Below are 19142 nucleotides of genomic sequence, written 5' to 3'. Positions count from 1 at the left end.
CGTTCTAGATATTGATAAAAAACGGTTAAGACAAAATAGGATTTTGCGGCAGCGCTTGATTCAAAGTTAGCTTAGATTATTTTAACAAACTAGATCCACCCTTCATTCTTCGAGTTCAATATCCCTTGATTTTAATAATGGGGAAAAAGTGAGAAGGTTAGAAGGTTTGGATTGTTTAAAAATTATAGTTATCCTACGTTCTTCGCGTTCAATAGCCCTTGACTTTAATCATGGGCAGACAAAAATGGTCCGAAGAAATATACTCTCTCCGAACCATTTATCCCCGCCGCCGCTGCGCTTTGGCGAGCCAAATTTATAATTCACCATTCATAATTTATCATTCTTCCAATCTTTCAATCTTCGCAAATAACAATTAATAAATAATAATTAACAATTACTTCTTCTTGCCTGGTTTCATCGGCCGCTCTACATCCGCGGTAAACATTTCCTGCATCTCATCACCCACTTTTTTGTGGAATTTCAAACCAAGGTTAGTCCCTTCCACTTCGATCGTATCACCCGCAATGAACTCTCCTTTTAGAATAAGCTTAGACAATTCATTAATGAGCTCCTTCTGCATAACTCTTTTCAATGGACGTGCTCCAAACTGTGGATCATAACCAAGATCTACTAAGAGGTCGATGGCAGATTCTGTAAGTGTCAACGTGAGGTCCTGAAGTTTGAGCAATTTATTAATACCTTTCATCTGGATCAATAATATTCTTTCAACTTCGTCCTTCGTCAATGGTAGGAACATGATCGTCTCATCGATCCTGTTCAGGAACTCCGGACGCATGGTCTGTTTTAGTAATTCAAAAACTTCCATCTTCGTTGTTTCCAAAACTTCGTCCCGCTTTTTGACGTCTATTTCACCCAGATCTTCAAAATTCTCAAGAATGATATTTGAACCAAGATTGGAAGTCATGATGATGATGGTGTTTTTGAAATTGACCTGACGACCTTTGCCATCTGTCAAATGTCCGTCATCCAATACTTGCAGTAATACGTTGAATACATCAGGATTCGCCTTTTCTATCTCATCCAATAGCACAATAGAATATGGCTTCCTTCTGACAGCTTCTGTCAACTGTCCACCTTCTTCATAACCCACATATCCCGGAGGCGCACCAAGCAATCTTGAAACCGAATGTTTCTCCATATATTCACTCATGTCGATCCGGATGATGGCATCTTTGTCATCAAATAAAACTTCTGCAAGTGCTTTTGTCAATTCTGTTTTTCCAACTCCGGTAGGTCCCAAAAAGATGAACGATCCTACAGGTTTTCTGCCATCACTCAACCCTGCCCGGCTTCTACGCACCGCATCACTTACCGCTGTAACGGCCTCAGCCTGACCGACGAGCATTTTGCCGATCTCGGCCTCCATATTCAGCAATTTGTCTTTTTCACTTTGTTGTAATTTGGAAACAGGAATTCCGGTCCACTTTGCTACTACATCGGCGATATCATTGGCTGTGACTTGTTGTGCAGTAAATCTGCTGTCCTCAGGAATTTCATTGAGTTTAGTTTCAGCATCTTTCAGTTCTGCTTCCTTTTCCTGGAGTTGGCCATAGCGGATCTTTGCAACTGCTTCAAAATCGCTTTCACGTTCAGCTTTATCAGCTTGGCGCTCAAGTTCTTCGATAGAGGCTTTCAGATTGTTGATATCGTCGATGATAGACTTTTCATTTTTCCATTTAGCCATAACAGAATCTAACTGCTGCTTAGCATTGGCAATATTTTCAGAGATAGCGTTGAGTTTCTTCTCGTCTTTTTCTCTTTTGATGGCCTCGCGCTCGATTTCCAACTGGCGAACTCTTCTATCCAATTCGTCTATTTCTTCAGGCATGGAATTGAGTTCCAATCTTAGCTTGGCAGCAGCTTCATCAATTAAGTCAATAGCTTTGTCCGGCAACTGTCTGTCTGCAATATATCTGTGTGACAATTCCGCCGCAGCGATCAACGCCTCATCGAGAATATCGATCTTATGGAAAACTTCATATTTATCCTGAAGTCCTCTAAGGATTGAAATCGTATCTTCTACTGATGGTTCGTCGACCATGACAGTTTGAAAACGTCTTACTAAGGCAGCATCCTGTTCAAAATACTTTTGATATTCATCCAAAGTAGTCGCTCCGATGGCATGCAATTCTCCTCTGGCTAGGGCGGGCTTCAGGATGTTTGCAGCATCCATGGCACCATTGCCACCACCTGCACCGATCAAGGTATGGATCTCATCTATAAATAGGATGACCTCGCCATCACTATCTGTAACTTCTTTGATGACGGACTTGAGTCTTTCTTCAAATTCACCTTTGTATTTAGCACCGGCTACCAAAGAGGCAAGATCAAGACTGTATATCTTTTTAGATTTTAAGTTTTCCGGTACGTCTTGTTTGACGATTCTCCAGGCGATCCCTTCCACGATAGCTGTCTTTCCCACTCCGGCATCACCGACTAGAAGGGGATTGTTTTTCTTTCTCCTGGACAAAATGTGCATTACCCGACGAATCTCTTCATCCCGACCAATAATGGGGTCAAGCTTGCCCGATTCGGCTCTCTCGTTGAGGTTGAGTGCAAATTTATTCAAAGAATTGTACGTACTGTCGCTGCTTTGAGAATCGATCTTACTTCCTTTACGTAGTTCAGCGATGGCAGACTTCAAACCGGCATCTGTGATTCCTGCATCTTTTAAGAGCCTGGAAGTCTTGTCTGAACCTTGGAGAATACCAAGTAAGATTAGTTCCAGAGAGATGAATTCATCTCCGAATTCTTTCATCGCTGTTTTAGCTTTTGCTATGGAAGCATTGGCGTCATTGGATAGAAACTGTTTATCACCGCCCTGTACCTTAGGTATAAGGTTGATTAGTTTTTCATTGTCGGCCTTGATCTGATTCAGATCGGCAGAAGATTTATTTACCAGGTAGTTGATGACGCTGGCATCAGTTTCAATCAATCCTTTTAAGACGTGTGAAGTATCTACTGTTTGCTGACTATTATCAGCGGCTAGTTGCTGCGCTTTGATAATGGCATCCTGCGCTTTTATTGTGAAATTATCTAAAGTCATATTATTCGTTTTTTCTTTTTAAGGTAAATCAAAAAGCAAGCCAAATATAAGGAAGCTGAGGTTAGATGCAGAATTGTCAGACGATAATATTAAGTTAAGCAATTATGTCATTGATATTCATGGAGTTGTGACAAAGTGGCGGAAATCCTTGTGAGGGAAAATTCAAGAGGGGGAAAAAAGGTATTTTTGAAAACTCACAAAATGAATAAATATTTAATATCTTCGAAGTGAGCTTTGAGTTATCTATATATTAATTACCATTCATGATTTTTGGCATATTTACTTTATCAATTTGTATAGTTGGATATTTATATTCTTGGCAACAATACAAGAGGAAAAATTATGAATTTGCGTTAATTATCATAATGCTTTGTGGCCTCATCTTACGCCTTTTTGTTGCAAACGATTTCTTTTTACATGAATGGGACGAACAATTTCATGCACTTGTTGCAAAAAATTTGATCAAGCACCCATTGATTCCGACGCTTTACGATAACCCAATACTTCCATACGATTTCAAAGCCTGGAATATGAATCATATTTGGGTTCATAAGCAGCCAATTCCATTATGGACAATGGCGGCAAGTATGTGTTTATTTGGAGTTAACGAAATAGCGCTAAGACTGCCATCCATATTACTTTCAACAATAGGAATTGGATTGATATTTTATATTGGTAAATACTTTTTCAGTGAAAAAACCGGATTACTTGCAGCATTCTTTTTTTCCATCAATGGGCTGATCATTGAAATGGCTGGCGGCCGATTTGCCACTGATCACATAGATATATTCTTTATGTTTTTTATTGAATTAGCGGTATTCTTGACTATTTGCTTTGTAAAACATAAAAAACCTGCCTATAATGTGCTTATTGGGGTGGCAATCGGATTTGCAATTCTTACGAAATGGTTGACAGCCCTTATCGTACTACCCATTTGGGTGCTAATCATATGGCAGTCGGGACAATTTAAATTCTTGGAAGCTGTAAAGTATTTTGCGATTATGGTGCTGGTTTGCATTTCGGTATTTTTACCTTGGCAGATTTATATATTCAAGGTTTTTCCGATAGAGGCAAGTTGGGAATCTCATTATAATATGAAGCATATTACGGAATATCTTGATGACCATAAAAAACCATTATATTATTTTTTTAACCAGATCAGAATTAATTATGGCGAATTAATATATTTACCGCTTGCTTGGTTTACCTGGGAAATATTTAAAAATAAACGAAAAAATTGGTGGGCAATTGGAATTTGGATTTTTATACCGTTAATTTTCTTCACAATTGTAAAAACCAAAATGCAAGCATATATTTTATTCATAGCGCCAGCATTGTTTTTAATTACTGCGGAATTTTGGAATGTCCTATCTTCAGCTGAAAAAAATGGCTATAAAAAATGGTTTTATAATTTCATACTGTTTTTATTAATTGCACTACCTATAAGATATTCAATAGAAAGAATTAAGCCATTTGACAATTCGGAAAGAAAGCCGAAATATGTGGATAATTTAAAGAAATTAAATGAACGAAATATATCTAGAGGAGTCTTATTTAATTATCCAAAACCTATTGAAGCAATGTTTTATACAGATCTCACTGTATATCCAAACTTGCCTGAAACCAAAATAATTTTGGAACTCCAAAAAAAAGGGTATCGGATATTAATGAAAGATGATGATAATATTTCCCAGGATATCAGGTCTACCAAGGGAATCGAATATGTAAATTTGAATTAATTCTTAAGTCCTCATTGAAAAACAAAATCCCCACAGACCTCTAAGCGTAAGGGATACGGAGGGCGACGACGACAGGAGGCGGTACGCAGCGCAGCGAAGTACGGAACCCCACAGAAGCCCGACCCGCAGGGATACGCCCACATCAAAAAAATATTTTGCATCTTTGCACCACAATGGCAGATCAGAATTTTATAGATTATGTGAAAATTTGTTGTCGCTCAGGTAAGGGTGGTGCAGGTTCTCACCATTATTTTCGAGACAAGATGAACTCTCAGGGTGGTCCTGACGGTGGTGACGGAGGCCGTGGTGGCAATATCGTTCTCAAGGGCAACAGTAATGTGTGGACCCTCATCAACCTGAAATATCGCAAACACATCATTGCCGAAGATGGCGTCAATGGTTCTAAAAACAACAGGACCGGCAGAAGTGGCAAGGACATCATCCTGGAAGTTCCTCTTGGCACTGTGGCTAAGAATGCTGAAACTGGCGAACAAGTTTGTGAGATAACGAAAAATGGTCAAAAGGTAATCCTCACTTCAGGTGGACGCGGTGGATTGGGCAACTCGCACTTCGTGTCTGCCACCAAACAAGTTCCAAAATATGCTCAGCCGGGCGAACCGGGTCAGGAAGTGTGGAATGTTCTGGAGTTGAAATTGCTTGCAGATGTCGGTCTCGTGGGCTTCCCAAATGCCGGTAAATCTACCTTGCTCGCTTCTGTCAGTGCTGCCAAACCTAAGATTGCGGATTATGCATTTACGACGTTGGTACCGAATCTGGGCATCGTCCGATACAGAGATCATAGCTCCTTTGTCATGGCGGATATTCCCGGTATCATTGAGAATGCGCACCTGGGAAAAGGACTTGGGATTAGGTTTTTGCGGCATATAGAAAGGAACTCGCTGCTCTTATTCATGGTTCCTGCGGAGACCGAAGATATCGGCAAGGAATATCATGTCTTGCTGAATGAATTGCAACTCTACAATCCTGAATTGTTGGATAAGCCGCGCATGCTGGCCGTCACGAAGATGGATCTCATCGATGAAGAAATGAAGGAATGGTTGACACCTACCTTGCCTGCGGGTATTCCGACTGTATTTATTTCAGCAGTGACAGAAAAAGGTATAGACGAATTGAAGGATACGATATGGTCCTTGCTCAATACCAATAACTACCAAAGCGACGAAGAGGAATAAATGGGAGGGTTGATCGCTATCAGGGACTTTGCTACTGATTTTTACAATTTCGATCCTGACCGTGTAACGTTATTGCCGATGGCCGGGAGTAACCGGGTTTATGTCCGTTTATTTTTTATCCATACAGTCGTCATAGGCACTTTCAATGAAAATGTTGCTGAAAATCAGGCATTCTTCTACCTTTCAGATGCATTGAGCAAGAAAGGTATCCATGTTCCCAAAGTCCTTGCTATTAGTGATGATCAGAAGATATATCTCCAGGAAGATTGCGGTTCGATGGATGCCTATAGTTTGCTTATTGGTGCTAAAACGGAGGAAAAAGTTGCGTTGCTCAGGGAGATCATCGATGATCTCGTCGAACTTCATATTAAGGCTTCTTCAGGTATCGATTATCTGAGATGTTATCCATCAGCGAGTTTTGATTATAGTGACGTGTTGTATGATCTGAGGTATTTTGAAAGACATTTTCTCAGTCAGGTAGGCATAGGTTATGATGTAAAAAAATTAAAAAGAGAGTTTGAAAATATTGCCACAGGTGTTACAAATGCTCACTTTCTGACCTTTATGTACCGGGATTTTCAGTCGAGGAATATCATGGTGCAAGAAGATAAATTGACTTTTATTGACTTTCAGGGTGGTCGCAGAGGGCCCGGTGTGTATGATATTATTTCTTTGTTATATCAGGCTAAACTTAAACTCGATGAGGGAAATAGAAAAGCCTTGATCCAATATTATCTCGAAAAAATCGCCAGTCAATCCGGGTATACCGTAGACCAACTTCAGGAGGATATTAATGCCATCAAGATCGTGCGATTACTCCAAGTATTAGGTGCTTATGGTTTAAGAGGTCTTGTGGAGCAAAAGCCGCATTTCATCTCCAGTATTGATCCCGCCTTAGACAATCTCAAGATCTTCACAGAAGATGTAAATTTTGCTGAAAAAAGCCCTTATCTGCATACGCTGCTTGATAAAATTGTTCAAAATAAATCTGAAATATTGTGTCTGATACCGGTTTAAAAATTCTTGTCAGGAGTTTTTCTTACAAAAAAAGGACTTTAATTGATGATACAGGCCATGGCATTGGCTTTGTATTCGATATGCGTGCAGTGGACAATCCAGGCAGGATCGAACATATGAAGGTATTGTCCGGACAGACTGCCGAAGTCAAAACGTACCTGGAGGATAAAACTAAAATGCCTTCATTTTTGGAGCATGTCAAAGGGCTAATAGATATTACTGTCACCAATTTTTTGGAGCGTGGTTTTTCCAATCTCACCATCAATTTCGGTTGCACCGGTGGCCAGCATCGCAGTGTGTATGCGGCAGAGTGGATGAATGGATATTTGGTCGCTACCTATGGCGTAGAGGTGGAGTTGGTACATTTGGAAAAGGAGACGTGGGTGAGGGAATGAGTAATGGGTAATTAGTAATGAGAGCGGGCTGATGCGCCAGGTCCGGGCAGCAGGCGATGATTGAAATGTTGGATTTTGGATGTTGGATTTTGAATAAAGAGCTGGAATTCTTGTTTAGATTAAAACAAAGGCGATTATTCGAAAATTGATTCAACAATGGGAAATTTGCTCACCTCCTCACCTTTTCACCAAATTCATAGGTCTGAAAGGTCGTTTTCTTCCAGCAAATTGCGAAAGCTTTTGCAAAAAATAATATGTCACGAAATACCAAAACCTTAGAAAATTCCATTATTTGCAGAGACCAATGTCACATATGTATTACAAAATCAGTGAAATTCCGTAATCCTTTAAATCCGTGATTCAGACAAAAATAGCAATTGGTAATAAGAATATCTCACCTTCTCACCTTCTCACTTCCTAAACACTTCGATCTCCTTCATTTCCGTCACCAAATCCGTAAATTTACCTTCGAATCTTGTCGCTTTGACTATGTGATTATCGATCCAATGGTAGTTTCCGCCACGTGGTTTGCCGAAAAGGATACCATGATATTTGAAGCCGTAACGGTCTAGCCATTCTTCTGTGATCTCCCTGTGCACTTCAGTTCTGGAAGTAAAAAAAGTCACGATATGCCCTTCATCGTACCATTTATTGAGCATTTCAAGGGCGTCAAAGTAAGGAAGTGCGGTGACCATTCTCTCAGGTTCCTCATTGGGCACGTCATCACAGATAGTTCCATCGATGTCAATCAAGTAGTTTTTAATTTCTACAGGTAAAACAGGACTTAAGTGATGTCCTTCTGCATCAATAAGATCTTTCAGGAAATTATCTTCTGTATGTGCCATGAGCATGGTTATTTTTTGAATAAGGGCGCAAAGGTAGTATTTATTATGATACTAAAATGCCCTTCCTCCTTTAATAATTATTTATAAACGATTATGTTTGAGCCTTCAGTAAAAGATTTTAGTTAAAAAACATACATTTTTTCAAGTACTTTTTTAGTTTAGTACATATTTACACTAAGTATTTATAAGCATTTAGAAATTTGATTTGAGAATATTAAGGTGTGATATTGTGTATAACATATTGCAAAAAGAGAAAAAGAAAAGACTTAGCAAATCCAAATCCCTCGCTTCGCTAGGAGACGCTAATTTTATACCCCTCTAAACAAAAGTTTTATCATTCCGACTGAAGGGAGGAATCCGCCAAATAAAAATCAATTACTTTATACTTATCTCTCTTTTTATAAATATTTATTCATTTACTCAACTTATTGTGCAATTTGCTAAACACACCTCGCAATTTTTGTAAAACAACATTAATCCTTAAATAACTATCTTGCCGCCAATTAGAAATATGAATTTTATGAAGTATTGGACCACTTTCTTGGTTATGGCCTTATTTTTAGTGGTGTCAGCGATAAATGCTCAGGTCTCAGGTAGAATATTGGATGATAAAGGCGAATCCTTACCGGGAGCCTCAGTCGTCTTTAAGAATACCACCAAAGGTGTCACCACAAATGCATCAGGTTATTTTAACATAAGTTCGACACCGGATACTTTTACCCTTGTGATCAGTTATGTAGGAAGTAAAACCAAGTTTGTTAGCACACAACGAAATGCAAGGTTGAACATTACACTGCAAGAAGAGATCATAGAATTCGCAGAGGTGGTCATCAAATCCGGTGAAAATCCGGCATTGCGCATCATAAGAAAAGCAATGGAGAAAAGAAAGGAGCTTGCTGATACAAAGGACCATTTTAAAACGCAAGCTTATACAAAAGGAATCGTGCTTAGCAAGGCGGGCTTCTCGAGGCTTAAAACTATGGGCATCGTCGATAGTTCAGAGGTACGAGATTCTGCAGGCAATGTAATCCTATATTTGGCTGAATCAGTTACAGATTACACAAAAATTGGTTCTGATAAGAAAGAAAACATCCTTTCCTCACGAAGAAGTGGCGATACGAAAGGCATAGCACTTAATTTTCTGCAGTTTTTCAACATAGATTTTACAGAAAACTATATAATTTTTCAGAAAAATGTGGTCAACCCAATTGGCAACTTTGCCTTTCAATATTACGACTATGAGCTAGAGGGTAGTTACTATGAAGGTCTTCAGAAATATTATAAAATTATTGTCAAACCTAAACGAAAGGAAGAGGCGGTCTTCTTTGGATCTATTTACATTGCTGATGAATATTTCACTTTGAAGCAGGTGGATTTATTTACAAAAGGCCCGAACGTCGGTATTGAGATCATGGATAGCCTTATAATCAAACAAACTTTTCAGAAAATAGATGGTTTTGAAAAGTGGATGCCACTCGCTCAATCTATGGCTTTCAAAGCGGGATTCTTTGGCATAAACTTCGAAGGTTCATTTATTGGCATGTACAACGACTATCAGTTACTGCCAAAGGATGCCGTGATGCCGGACAAGAAAACGGTCATTGAATTCGACAAACTGGCAGGAAAAAAATCAAATGAATATTGGGATTCTCTCCGGCCGATCGCACTGACAAACGGTGAGTTGCTCGATTATCAAAAACGGGATAGTTTGGCAATTATTCTTGAATCAAAACCTTATCTGGATTCAATGGATAGGATCGCTAATAAGTTTAAATTTAAGAATATTCTCGGTTATACCTTCCGAAATTCTTATAGAAATTACAGTATTGGACTTACAAATACGCTCGCATCAATCATGTTTAATACTGTTCAGGGATTCTATTTCCATCCGAATCTGATATATCAAAAAAGATGGGAAAAATACCACGACCAATTGTATCTAAAGCTAACCCCAAGCTATGGTTTTTCAGAAAATAAATTAAGATATTCTTCCGAAGCTACTTGGCGGCATCGCAGTGCACACAGTTGGCGGGTAAGTGTAATGTCAGGCAACGATGTGGACAATTACAATACCCTCGAACCAATAAGACCATTAGCCAATGGTTTTACCAATTTGGTTTACAAGAAAAATCACGGTCGATTTTACAATAATAAATATGTAAGCCTGAATGGATGGTATTCGCTCGCACCCGGACTAAGTGCCGGTGGAACAATCACAGCGCAGAACAGGACCACATTGTTGAATAATACCAATTTCAGCATTAGATTGAAAGAGCGTGATTACAAGTTTAATTACCCGGATGAATGGGATATAACTACAATAGATAAAGAGAGTAATGCTTACACTACAAAAGTAACTGTCAATTGGCAACCTGGTAATAAGATCATTAAATTGCCGGATGAGGAGTTCAATGTATCATCTGATTATCCAACATTTGAGTTGACTGCGATCAATGCATGGAAACTTAAGTCTGGTGATGCCAAATTCAACAGAATTAACTTCAACATTAAAAATATCAGAATTCCTTTAATTGTATTGGGCAATATCCAGGCGAATATTTTCTCAGGAATATTCTATGGCGATAAGCCTCAATATATGATGGACTTTGCACATTTCGCTGGAAATAAGGTAGACATCAAGCCTCTGGACACCTATCTTTCTTCCTTTAAAAGGCTCTCTTACTATGAGTATAGTACGAATGACAAATATGCTACTATTTTCGCTGAATGGAATCTGGAAGGATTTTTATTTAAGAAAATTCCATTGCTGAATAAGACCGGTTTCAACGAAATCATTTCATTCAATGGACTCATTACACCTGAAGCAAAAACAGTTTATGAGATAGGAGCAGGACTAGACCGCCTTGGGTTTGGAGCATTCAGGATATTCAGAGCAGATTGGTACTGGAGCTTTGATCAAAATGGATATAAGAGGAATGGATTTGTAGTGGGTGTTAATATGGCTGCGATCTTGGGTGCGATCGGGAGGAATTAGTGAGGAATGAGTAATGAGTAATGAGTAATGAGTAATGAGTAATGAGTAATGAGTAATGAGAGCGGGCATATACGCCAGGTCTGGTCTGCAGGCGATAATTAAAAATTGCAATGTGAAAAAGTGAGGAGGTTAGAAAGTGAGAAGGTGTTGTAATTTACCAGTCATAGCCTTCTTAAAATCTTCGCGTTCAATAACCCTTGGCTTTAGTCAGGGAAAAAAATCGCACACAAAAAACAGACAGGCCTGAAAGGTCGTCTCCACCCAGCAAATTGCGAAAGTTTTTTGCGAATTAATAAATGCATCATAAGCTATTTTACTAAATATAATTACAGTCGAAATTCAAATAGAAAATATGAATTATGAATCTGAAATTTTCCACAAATACACAAAGTGCCAAAACGCAAATACGCAAATGCGCTCTACTAAAGTCCAAAGCGAAGCGAACCAAAGACTAATATACTCATTTCTAATCCTAAACCCTTACCTTTGACCCTTCAATCAAAAAATACCATGGGCAGAGGAAAAGGAAGATTCAATCCGATTATATTGACAGGCAGGACGATCACAGGGATAGCAGAGGATAGTAAGTCAGTATGTCGAACTGATGATGGACAGGTTTGCTTTGTAGAGGGTGCTGTGCCAGGTGATGTGGTGGATGTATTGGTGCTCCAAAAGAAAAAAGGTTTTTTGATTGGAGTCATGCAAAAGCTTATCACTCCATCTCCAGAACGCGTAGAACCAGTTTGTGAACATTTTGGTATCTGCGGTGGATGCAAGTGGCAAAACTTCAGTTATAAAGGTCAGTTGGCTGAAAAGCAGAATAAAGTAGAACAAGCAATTTTGCGTATTGGCAAGACTGAACCAAAGGAATTTCTACCTATTTTGGGTTGTGAGGAGCCTTATTACTATCGTAATAAACTAGAATATACATTTTCGAATAAAAGATGGCTGACTAAAGACGAGATGAGTCTGGAAGGAGACATTTTAAAAGAGCCCGGACTAGGTTTTCACCGACCTGGCGCCTTTGATAAGATCGTAGACATCAATCACTGCTATCTCCAACCAGACCCTTCTAATGAGATTCGTAATTTCGTAAAATGGTTTGCCAAAGAGCAGGAATGGCCTTTCTTTAATGTGAGAGCGAGAGAAGGTTTTATGCGTAATTTATTGATCAAGACCTCTTCACTTGGAGAAATAATGGTGATGGTGTCATTCCACTATGACGATCAGGATGCTATAAAATTGTTACTCGATGCCATGCTCGCCCGATTTGATGATATTACTACCCTACTTTATGTCATTAATGAAAAAGCAAATGATACTTTCCTTGATCTTCCCTGCATCACGTATTACGGTCCGGGTTATATCGTAGAAATGTTGGGTAAGGTCAAGTACAAGCTTGGCCCAAAATCATTTTTCCAAACAAATATTAACCAGACCATCAATCTTTACAATATAGCACTTGATTTTGCTGACCTGAAATCAACTGACAACGTATATGACTTGTATACCGGCCTCGGGAGTATTGCCCTATATGCCGCAGCACATTGTAAAAAGATAGTAGGAGTTGAAAATGTTGAACCAGCGATAGAAGATGCCAAATCAAATGCCATCTGGAACAATATCAATAATGCTGAATTCGTGGTAGGAAACGTCGAAGACGTCATGAATGATTCATTTATCGAAAGATATGGACGACCGGATGTGATCATCACAGATCCACCCCGCATGGGTATGCACGGAAATGTCGTAGAAACACTATTGAAACTTGAATGTCCTAAAATAGTCTATATCAGTTGTAATCCGTCTACTCAGGCAAGAGATATTCAATTGCTTTCAGAAAAATATGAACTTGATAAATTACAGGCTGTCGACATGTTTCCTCAGACGAATCATATTGAAGCGGTGGCGCTGTTGACGCTAAAATCGGTAATGAGTAATGGGTAATCGGTAATCGATTGTCAACATAATTGAACCTTTATGAGATTCATACTCTTGTATTAGTTGATGCTAATCGATCAAAGTTGATACTTCTAAGGCCCATTATCTAGCGTCTAGCGTCTGATTTCTTACCTCTGACATCTAACTTATACTTTAAACTCCATAAGCCTACTTTTGATATGCCCATCAAATTCCTTCCCGTTTGAACCAATGAAGGTAACTTCAGCCGGTAAGATAAATATAGGTAGTTGACTATCAACTATATACTTACGATGTAATGCGAGCCTTACTGCATCCTTCTCTGTAGTGAGTATAATTTTTTGGTCAGCTTTCAAGTCGTCAAATGTCTGTTTTAAGGTACCCATCTCCTGACTCGTAAAAAAATGATGATCAGGATATTCAAATGAGTGAATAGTCCCGGCTTTAGTCTTCAGGTAATTCATAAGGTAATCTGTACCTGCAATTGCAGAAAATAAAACTACATCCAATTTGTCTGTAAGTGCTACCCTTTGATTAGGATTGAATAGTCTGTAAGGATGGCCATAATTAAATGCTGAGAAAAAGACTTTTTGATGGGGAAGCGGTTTAATCTTATTTATCATCATTTCTTCTTGTTCCTGGCTGATAGAAGGAGGACACTTAGTTACAATTATTGTATCCGCCCGTTTTGAACCATTGGATATTTCACGCAATGCTCCTACAGGAAGCAAAAAATCATTGTAAAATGGCAGATCATATTCTGTCAATAATATATTTTCAAAAGGCACGACTGATCTATGTTGAAAGATATCATCCAAGAGTATCAAATTCGTGTCCGGTCGTTTTTGCATCACCTCAGGAATGGCTAATGCTCTTTGAGCGCCAACGAAAACTCCAAGGTCGGGATATTTCATCTTTAACACTAATGCTTCATCACCTACCTCTTCGGAAGTAGAATTTTGAAGAACTTCCCTATTACCTGTTGTCTTTCTGCCATAACCTCTGCTTAAAGAAGCTACATCGATATAAGGTGATAATAATTTAACAAGGTATTCAATGTGAGGTGATTTGCCTGTGCCTCCCACTACCAGATTGCCGATACCAATAGTAGGAACAGAAAATCTGACAGGACGGATCACTTTTGTATCATAAAGTGCATTACGTATGATACCGATCAATCCAAATAATAGGGCAAAGGGTAACAAAATGACGGTGAATGATAAGAGGGGATTTTTCTTTTTTATTTTGATTGACACTATATTTCTAATTATATAAATTTGTGATAATTAATGCTTTGAAAGAGTAGTTGACAAATTGAAAATTATTTATCATTAACAATAAATCCAAAACATCGACAATAATATTATGTTCCTATTGTCGAACTTACTCTAGGAAAAGCTTTTAAATTCTTGTTTCAAAGTTATGATTTAACATGAAAAAGGGAACAAGGTTTATTTTCTGATGTGGGAGGGAATATTTGTTCCTTTTCTCGTAAGCTAAATAGCACCCCCTTTCATAGTATCATAATATTAAATTACAATTGAATTGAGTGATAGGACAAATTAATGTAGCTTTGTAAAATAGCTGACATATTATTATTTATTTATATATTTGTTCTCTATTTTTTTCAATTTTAAAAATAACATAATGTTATTAAGTCTTTGTTTTTTGCTTCAAAGTCTGGTGTTTCCCTGGACTACCAACGCTGATTATGAAATGAGTCCGGTCGAGAAACTTAACACAAAGATTAATTCAAGCAAATACGATGAGATCAATCCCGTCATTAGTAAAGATGGGCTCACAATCTATTTTACGAGGGTAGGACATCCTGATTTCAACAGGACGCTGATGGATGAGAATCTTGATCTAAGCACCTCACTCAGCTTTAATGATTATCAAAATGAGTTGTCAAATATTTACCAGACGCTCTCAGGAAAAAAAGTCAGCAGTGTCACTGATAATGCTTTCAATCAGGACGTATGGGTAGCCACCTGGAGCAATGGAGATTTTAACAATATCCAGCATCCAGACTATCCACTCAACAGTGCCCTTCCTAACAGCGTTTGCTCACTTACTCCTAACAATAATGAACTGATCGTCATCAATGAATTTTACAAGGATGGGAGTATGTACAAAGGATTCTCTACGATCAAACATGTGGGAGATAACAATTGGCAATTTCCCAGACCGCTGTTTATATACGATTACTATTCATTGAGTCCTGATGTCAATCTTACTATGAGTGAAGATGGCAGGGTCATAATCATGTCATTGAACAGACAAAGCTCTCTTGGAAGTAATGATTTATACGTAAGCTTCAAGGTGGATGACAATCTTTTTACTTCGCCATTGCCGTTGAGTTCAAAGATCAATTCGATATACAGAGAGACCACACCATTTATTTCAAGAGATGGCCAATTTATCTATTTCTCTTCCAATAAGCCGGATGGTTATGGTGGCAATGATATTTATGTAGCCAGAAGGTTGGATGAAAGTTGGCAAAACTGGAGTGAACCTAGTTTGTTACCCGCTCCAATCAATTCTGTATATGATGATTCTCAGCCTTTTGTCAATGAATTTACCGGATATATTTATTTTACTAGTAAGAGAGATGGGACCAGTGACATATTTCGATCCGCTTTTCACCCAATGAAGGAAAATGAGCGCAAGAAAACTTTGATCATAAGAGTCGTCAACTCACTAACCGGCCAACCAATAAATGGAGAGGTAGTCTATGGTAAACTATCTGATGGATTCTATACACAGACGCTGAATACCATCGATGGTACTATTTATTATTCATTTACCGATGAAGATGACATAATGATTAAAGCCAAAAAATTAGGATATACAGGTGTAAATAAAGATGTAAAACTTTCTGAATTATACAAAGATGAGATTACAATGCAGGAAATTACGTTGTATCTTGAACCCAAGGATAAAGAGGAAAAGTTTACCCTTAATAATATTTATTTTGTTCAGTCTACGGCTATAATAAAAGATGAATCTTATGAGTCTTTAGATCTTATAACTCAAGTGTTGAATAAGAATGCGGCCCTGAAAATGAAAATATCAGGTCATACAGATAATGTGGGGGAAGAACAGAGTTTAATTCAATTATCCCTCGAACGTGCCACTGCTATTAAAGATTATCTGGTAAAAAAGGGTGGAATTGATCCTAAGCGGATTACTGCGGAGGGCAAAGGCAGAAGTGAGCCATTAAATGATAATTCAACTGAAGAAAAAAAGTCTAAAAACAGAAGAGTGGAATTTACTGTATATAAGTAGTTTACATATTTAAAATAAAAATTATATTAAATTTAGCAACTTAATTACCAAATAGATATAAATTATTGATTTTTGGCATATGTTTTGCATGTATTATTGTAGAATATTTAACCTAATTATCAGTTTCTGTCCAACCGATAGTCCCAAAAACAGATTTCATGCACATGTTTATATTTTAATCGGTTGGACTTTTTTTTTATTTTAATAGCCCAATTTCTCTACTATTTCAGCGAGTATGTCCTGGCAAGACAAGTTGATTCAATATCCTTTATAGTACTGGATGCTAATAATAGCGAATGTAAATTCGTAATAGTCCATACCGAAGTTTCGGGATGGTCAAACGACTTTCAGCTCGGTATTATACGGCAAAATATTGGTCAAATACATAATTCCTTTTAGTATAATATACGAAAATCATAAAATGCCAACTGTAGGGACAGGTCGCGACCTGTCCCTACAGTTGGCATTTTATGATTTATAGAAACTAAATTAGAATTGGAAACTATCCTGTGGGCAATTTTCCATTTTTCAATTTTCATCTTTCTTTTTGAGAATTATTCCATATCCGTGATGATCTCATCCTCACCGTCAAGTTTTCCTTTGCGCGCAGTGAGTTTATTAGCGGTGAGCGAAAGAAATTCTGTGCGGTTTCGGCAGATATCGATAGCCAGATTGGTAGCCTGACGAATGGAGCTTTCAGAAGCTTGGTTTTTCCCGGCTATGTCGAAAGCGGTACCATGATCCGGTGAAGTGCGAACAATGGGTAGTCCTGCAGTGAAATTCACACCACCACCAAAAGCTAGTGTTTTGAAAGGTACGAGTCCCTGATCGTGATACATTGCAAGAATGGCATCGAACTTTTTGAATTGACCGGATCCAAAAAATCCATCAGCAGGATAAGGACCCATGATCAGATGACCTGCTTTCTTAAGTTCATCGATAGCAGGCTGGATTACTTTGGCTTCTTCATCACCAAATAAACCTTGATCCCCTGCATGTGGATTAAGCCCCAGAATAGCTATGACAGGACGTTGAATATCGAAATCCATTTTAAGTGTTTGGGTGAGCATCTGTGTTTTTTCAATAATAGCGGCTTTAGTGATACTCTTTGCAACATCTTGCAATGCGATGTGGCCTGTGACCACCCCTATACGAAGATCATCATTGACCATGAGCATCAGACTTTTATTACCGGAAAACTTATCTGCCAGAAATTCTGTGTGTCCTGGAAATCCAAAACCTGACATTTCCATTGACTTTTTATGGATCGGAGCGGTAACTAAAGCATCAATACGCTTATTTTTAACTGCATCCAGAGCTGCATCCAGCGAAATCCCTGCATATTTACCACCAGTTTCATTGACTTCTCCATAAGTGATAACCACATTTTCCTTCCAACATGAAAATACATTTATCTTTTTAGGTTTCGGACTGTCTTCATCTTTCATAAAATAAAAAAGGTTATCGTCCAAGCCAAGCGATTTTTTATAATCCTGGATTAATATAGAAGAACAGTATATAACCGGTACAAAATAGTTTGAAAAATTAGATTTGACAAGGGATTTGAGGATTACCTCAAGACCCACGCCATTAATATCACCTATTGAAAAACCTATCTTAGGTATAGTCATTTTTGAATTTTTAGTCTGCAAATATAATTTTTCTTAAGGAGAAAGTTGCAGGTTGATGTTGAAGCAAGGATTATTCAAGCTGAATGGTTAAGGAAAATAGCAAGTTAGAAGATTAGCTCGTTAGCACATTAGCATTTTATCTGGGCCACGAAAACATGATTAAATTCTGCACGGCAATTTTTTGTCGGATAGTCTTTAGTGATTGGTTTATTTTGAAAATATACTAATCATTATGTACTGGTTAACTAAACACTGTTACTTCACCAATACTCTTTTAAATTAATTGCATAATCAATATTCTTTACGTCCTTGAGCTTTAAATGGAATTCACCATCAATAGTTTTAGTTATTTCTTCCAATACAAGCATGCCCATAGGGATATCCGTAGGAAATTTTAAAGGTAATTTTAATTCAGCCTTACGATCATTGAAGAAATAAAGCGAATTGGCCATAATCCTGCTGTTAGTGATGTACTGATCAATGACATCGCGATTCTTAGTATTGACTATTGTATAATGATCGGCATTATAAAGCGGGAAACCCATTGCATCCTTTCCATAGGTGCGCATTTCTCCGGTATTTTTATGAGTTTCCTCGAAACTACCAATTTCACTAAGGCGCTCTTCTATTTTTTTAGAAAATTTAATTGTGTCACTTAATAGGCTTTTTTGTCCTGAATCATCAGATATAGCAGTAAGATAGATCCCATTTGGGAAACCCACGACCCATTGTACTTCCGCATATCCTACACCATAACTTTCATCTGTAAACAACCAGCAATTATTCTTTTCATTAAAATACACAGTAATCTGCCCCGAATGTCCATATTCACCTTCGGGAATCACGGAGGAGGAATATTCATAAATATAAGCCTGGTTGAAGTAAAGTTTTTGAGGGAGATTAAGTGGGTTGGACTGGCCAAAAATTGATGAAAATTGAAAAATGAAAATTGAAAAATATATTACAAACTGTCGAATGCCAATTTTATTCATGGTGTTGAAATTTGTTTTTTAAAAATTATTTTCAAAATATGATAAAAACACCCCGACCTT

The 19142-nt window shown here is 38.0% G+C and carries 12 protein-coding genes; 7 read left to right on the top strand and 5 right to left on the bottom strand.

Features of this window, described 5'->3' with window-relative positions:
• Positions 1 to 394: 394 nt before the first annotated feature.
• Positions 395 to 3067 carry an ATP-dependent chaperone ClpB gene (gene clpB, locus IPI15_RS09535; protein WP_287402000.1) on the bottom strand — a complete coding sequence of 891 codons (2673 nt, stop codon included), beginning with the start codon at positions 3065 to 3067 and terminating at the stop codon, positions 395 to 397.
• A 263-nt stretch (positions 3068 to 3330) separates the two neighbouring features.
• On the opposite strand from clpB, the gene IPI15_RS09530 reads away from it, so the two are divergent.
• The 4 genes from IPI15_RS09530 (at position 3331) to IPI15_RS09515 (ending at position 7411) form a co-directional block, all read left to right on the top strand.
• Complete coding sequence (locus tag IPI15_RS09530) at positions 3331 to 4806, top strand: ArnT family glycosyltransferase (RefSeq protein WP_287401998.1); 1476 nt, start codon at positions 3331 to 3333, stop codon at positions 4804 to 4806.
• A 173-nt stretch (positions 4807 to 4979) separates the two neighbouring features.
• The gene (gene obgE / locus IPI15_RS09525; RefSeq protein WP_287401996.1) at positions 4980 to 5999 is read left to right on the top strand and encodes a GTPase ObgE; all 1020 of its coding nucleotides are present in this window, start codon (positions 4980 to 4982) and stop codon (positions 5997 to 5999) included.
• Positions 6000 to 7016: an aminoglycoside phosphotransferase family protein gene (locus IPI15_RS09520; RefSeq protein ID WP_287401994.1), complete on the top strand. Its 1017-nt coding sequence runs from the start codon at positions 6000 to 6002 to the stop codon at positions 7014 to 7016.
• On the top strand, positions 6998 to 7411 hold the full coding sequence (locus IPI15_RS09515) for a RapZ C-terminal domain-containing protein (protein WP_287401992.1): 414 nt from the start codon (positions 6998 to 7000) through the stop codon (positions 7409 to 7411). Before IPI15_RS09520 ends, IPI15_RS09515 begins: the two co-directional genes overlap by 19 nt.
• Before the next feature lie 410 nt (positions 7412 to 7821).
• On the opposite strand, the gene IPI15_RS09510 is transcribed toward IPI15_RS09515, so the two are convergent.
• Positions 7822 to 8256, bottom strand: a complete 435-nt coding sequence (locus IPI15_RS09510) for an LNS2 domain-containing protein (RefSeq protein WP_287401990.1) — start codon at positions 8254 to 8256, stop codon at positions 7822 to 7824.
• 520 nt (positions 8257 to 8776) lie between these two features.
• Here IPI15_RS09510 and IPI15_RS09505 point away from each other — a divergent pair.
• A complete protein-coding gene (locus IPI15_RS09505) occupies positions 8777 to 11251 on the top strand; it encodes a DUF5686 and carboxypeptidase regulatory-like domain-containing protein (RefSeq protein ID WP_287401989.1) in 2475 nt (824 codons plus the stop codon).
• Between the two features lie 510 nt (positions 11252 to 11761).
• Complete coding sequence (gene rlmD, locus IPI15_RS09500; protein ID WP_287401988.1) at positions 11762 to 13198, top strand: 23S rRNA (uracil(1939)-C(5))-methyltransferase RlmD; 1437 nt, start codon at positions 11762 to 11764, stop codon at positions 13196 to 13198.
• 140 nt (positions 13199 to 13338) lie between these two features.
• On the opposite strand, the gene lpxK is transcribed toward rlmD, so the two are convergent.
• Positions 13339 to 14427, bottom strand: coding sequence for a tetraacyldisaccharide 4'-kinase (gene lpxK, locus IPI15_RS09495; RefSeq protein WP_287401986.1), 1089 nt, complete (start codon positions 14425 to 14427; stop codon positions 13339 to 13341).
• Positions 14428 to 14818: 391 nt separating this feature from the next.
• Here lpxK and IPI15_RS09490 point away from each other — a divergent pair, with 391 nt between their 5' ends.
• Positions 14819 to 16459: an OmpA family protein gene (locus tag IPI15_RS09490; protein WP_287401985.1), complete on the top strand. Its 1641-nt coding sequence runs from the start codon at positions 14819 to 14821 to the stop codon at positions 16457 to 16459.
• Positions 16460 to 17013: 554 nt separating this feature from the next.
• On the opposite strand, the gene pdxA is transcribed toward IPI15_RS09490, so the two are convergent.
• Together pdxA and IPI15_RS09480 are read right to left on the bottom strand one after the other, a co-directional pair.
• A complete protein-coding gene (gene pdxA / locus IPI15_RS09485) occupies positions 17014 to 18090 on the bottom strand; it encodes a 4-hydroxythreonine-4-phosphate dehydrogenase PdxA (RefSeq protein ID WP_287401983.1) in 1077 nt (358 codons plus the stop codon).
• A 260-nt stretch (positions 18091 to 18350) separates the two neighbouring features.
• Complete coding sequence (locus tag IPI15_RS09480; RefSeq protein ID WP_287401981.1) at positions 18351 to 19082, bottom strand: hypothetical protein; 732 nt, start codon at positions 19080 to 19082, stop codon at positions 18351 to 18353.
• Between the last annotated feature and the right edge of the window lie 60 nt (positions 19083 to 19142).

This window comes from Candidatus Brachybacter algidus, from assembly GCF_016707225.1.
In the GTDB taxonomy this organism is placed as follows: Bacteria; Bacteroidota; Bacteroidia; order Chitinophagales; family Saprospiraceae; genus Parvibacillus; species Parvibacillus algidus.
Note: the sequence above shows the minus strand (reverse complement) of the source record. Positions and strands in the feature narration are given on the sequence as shown.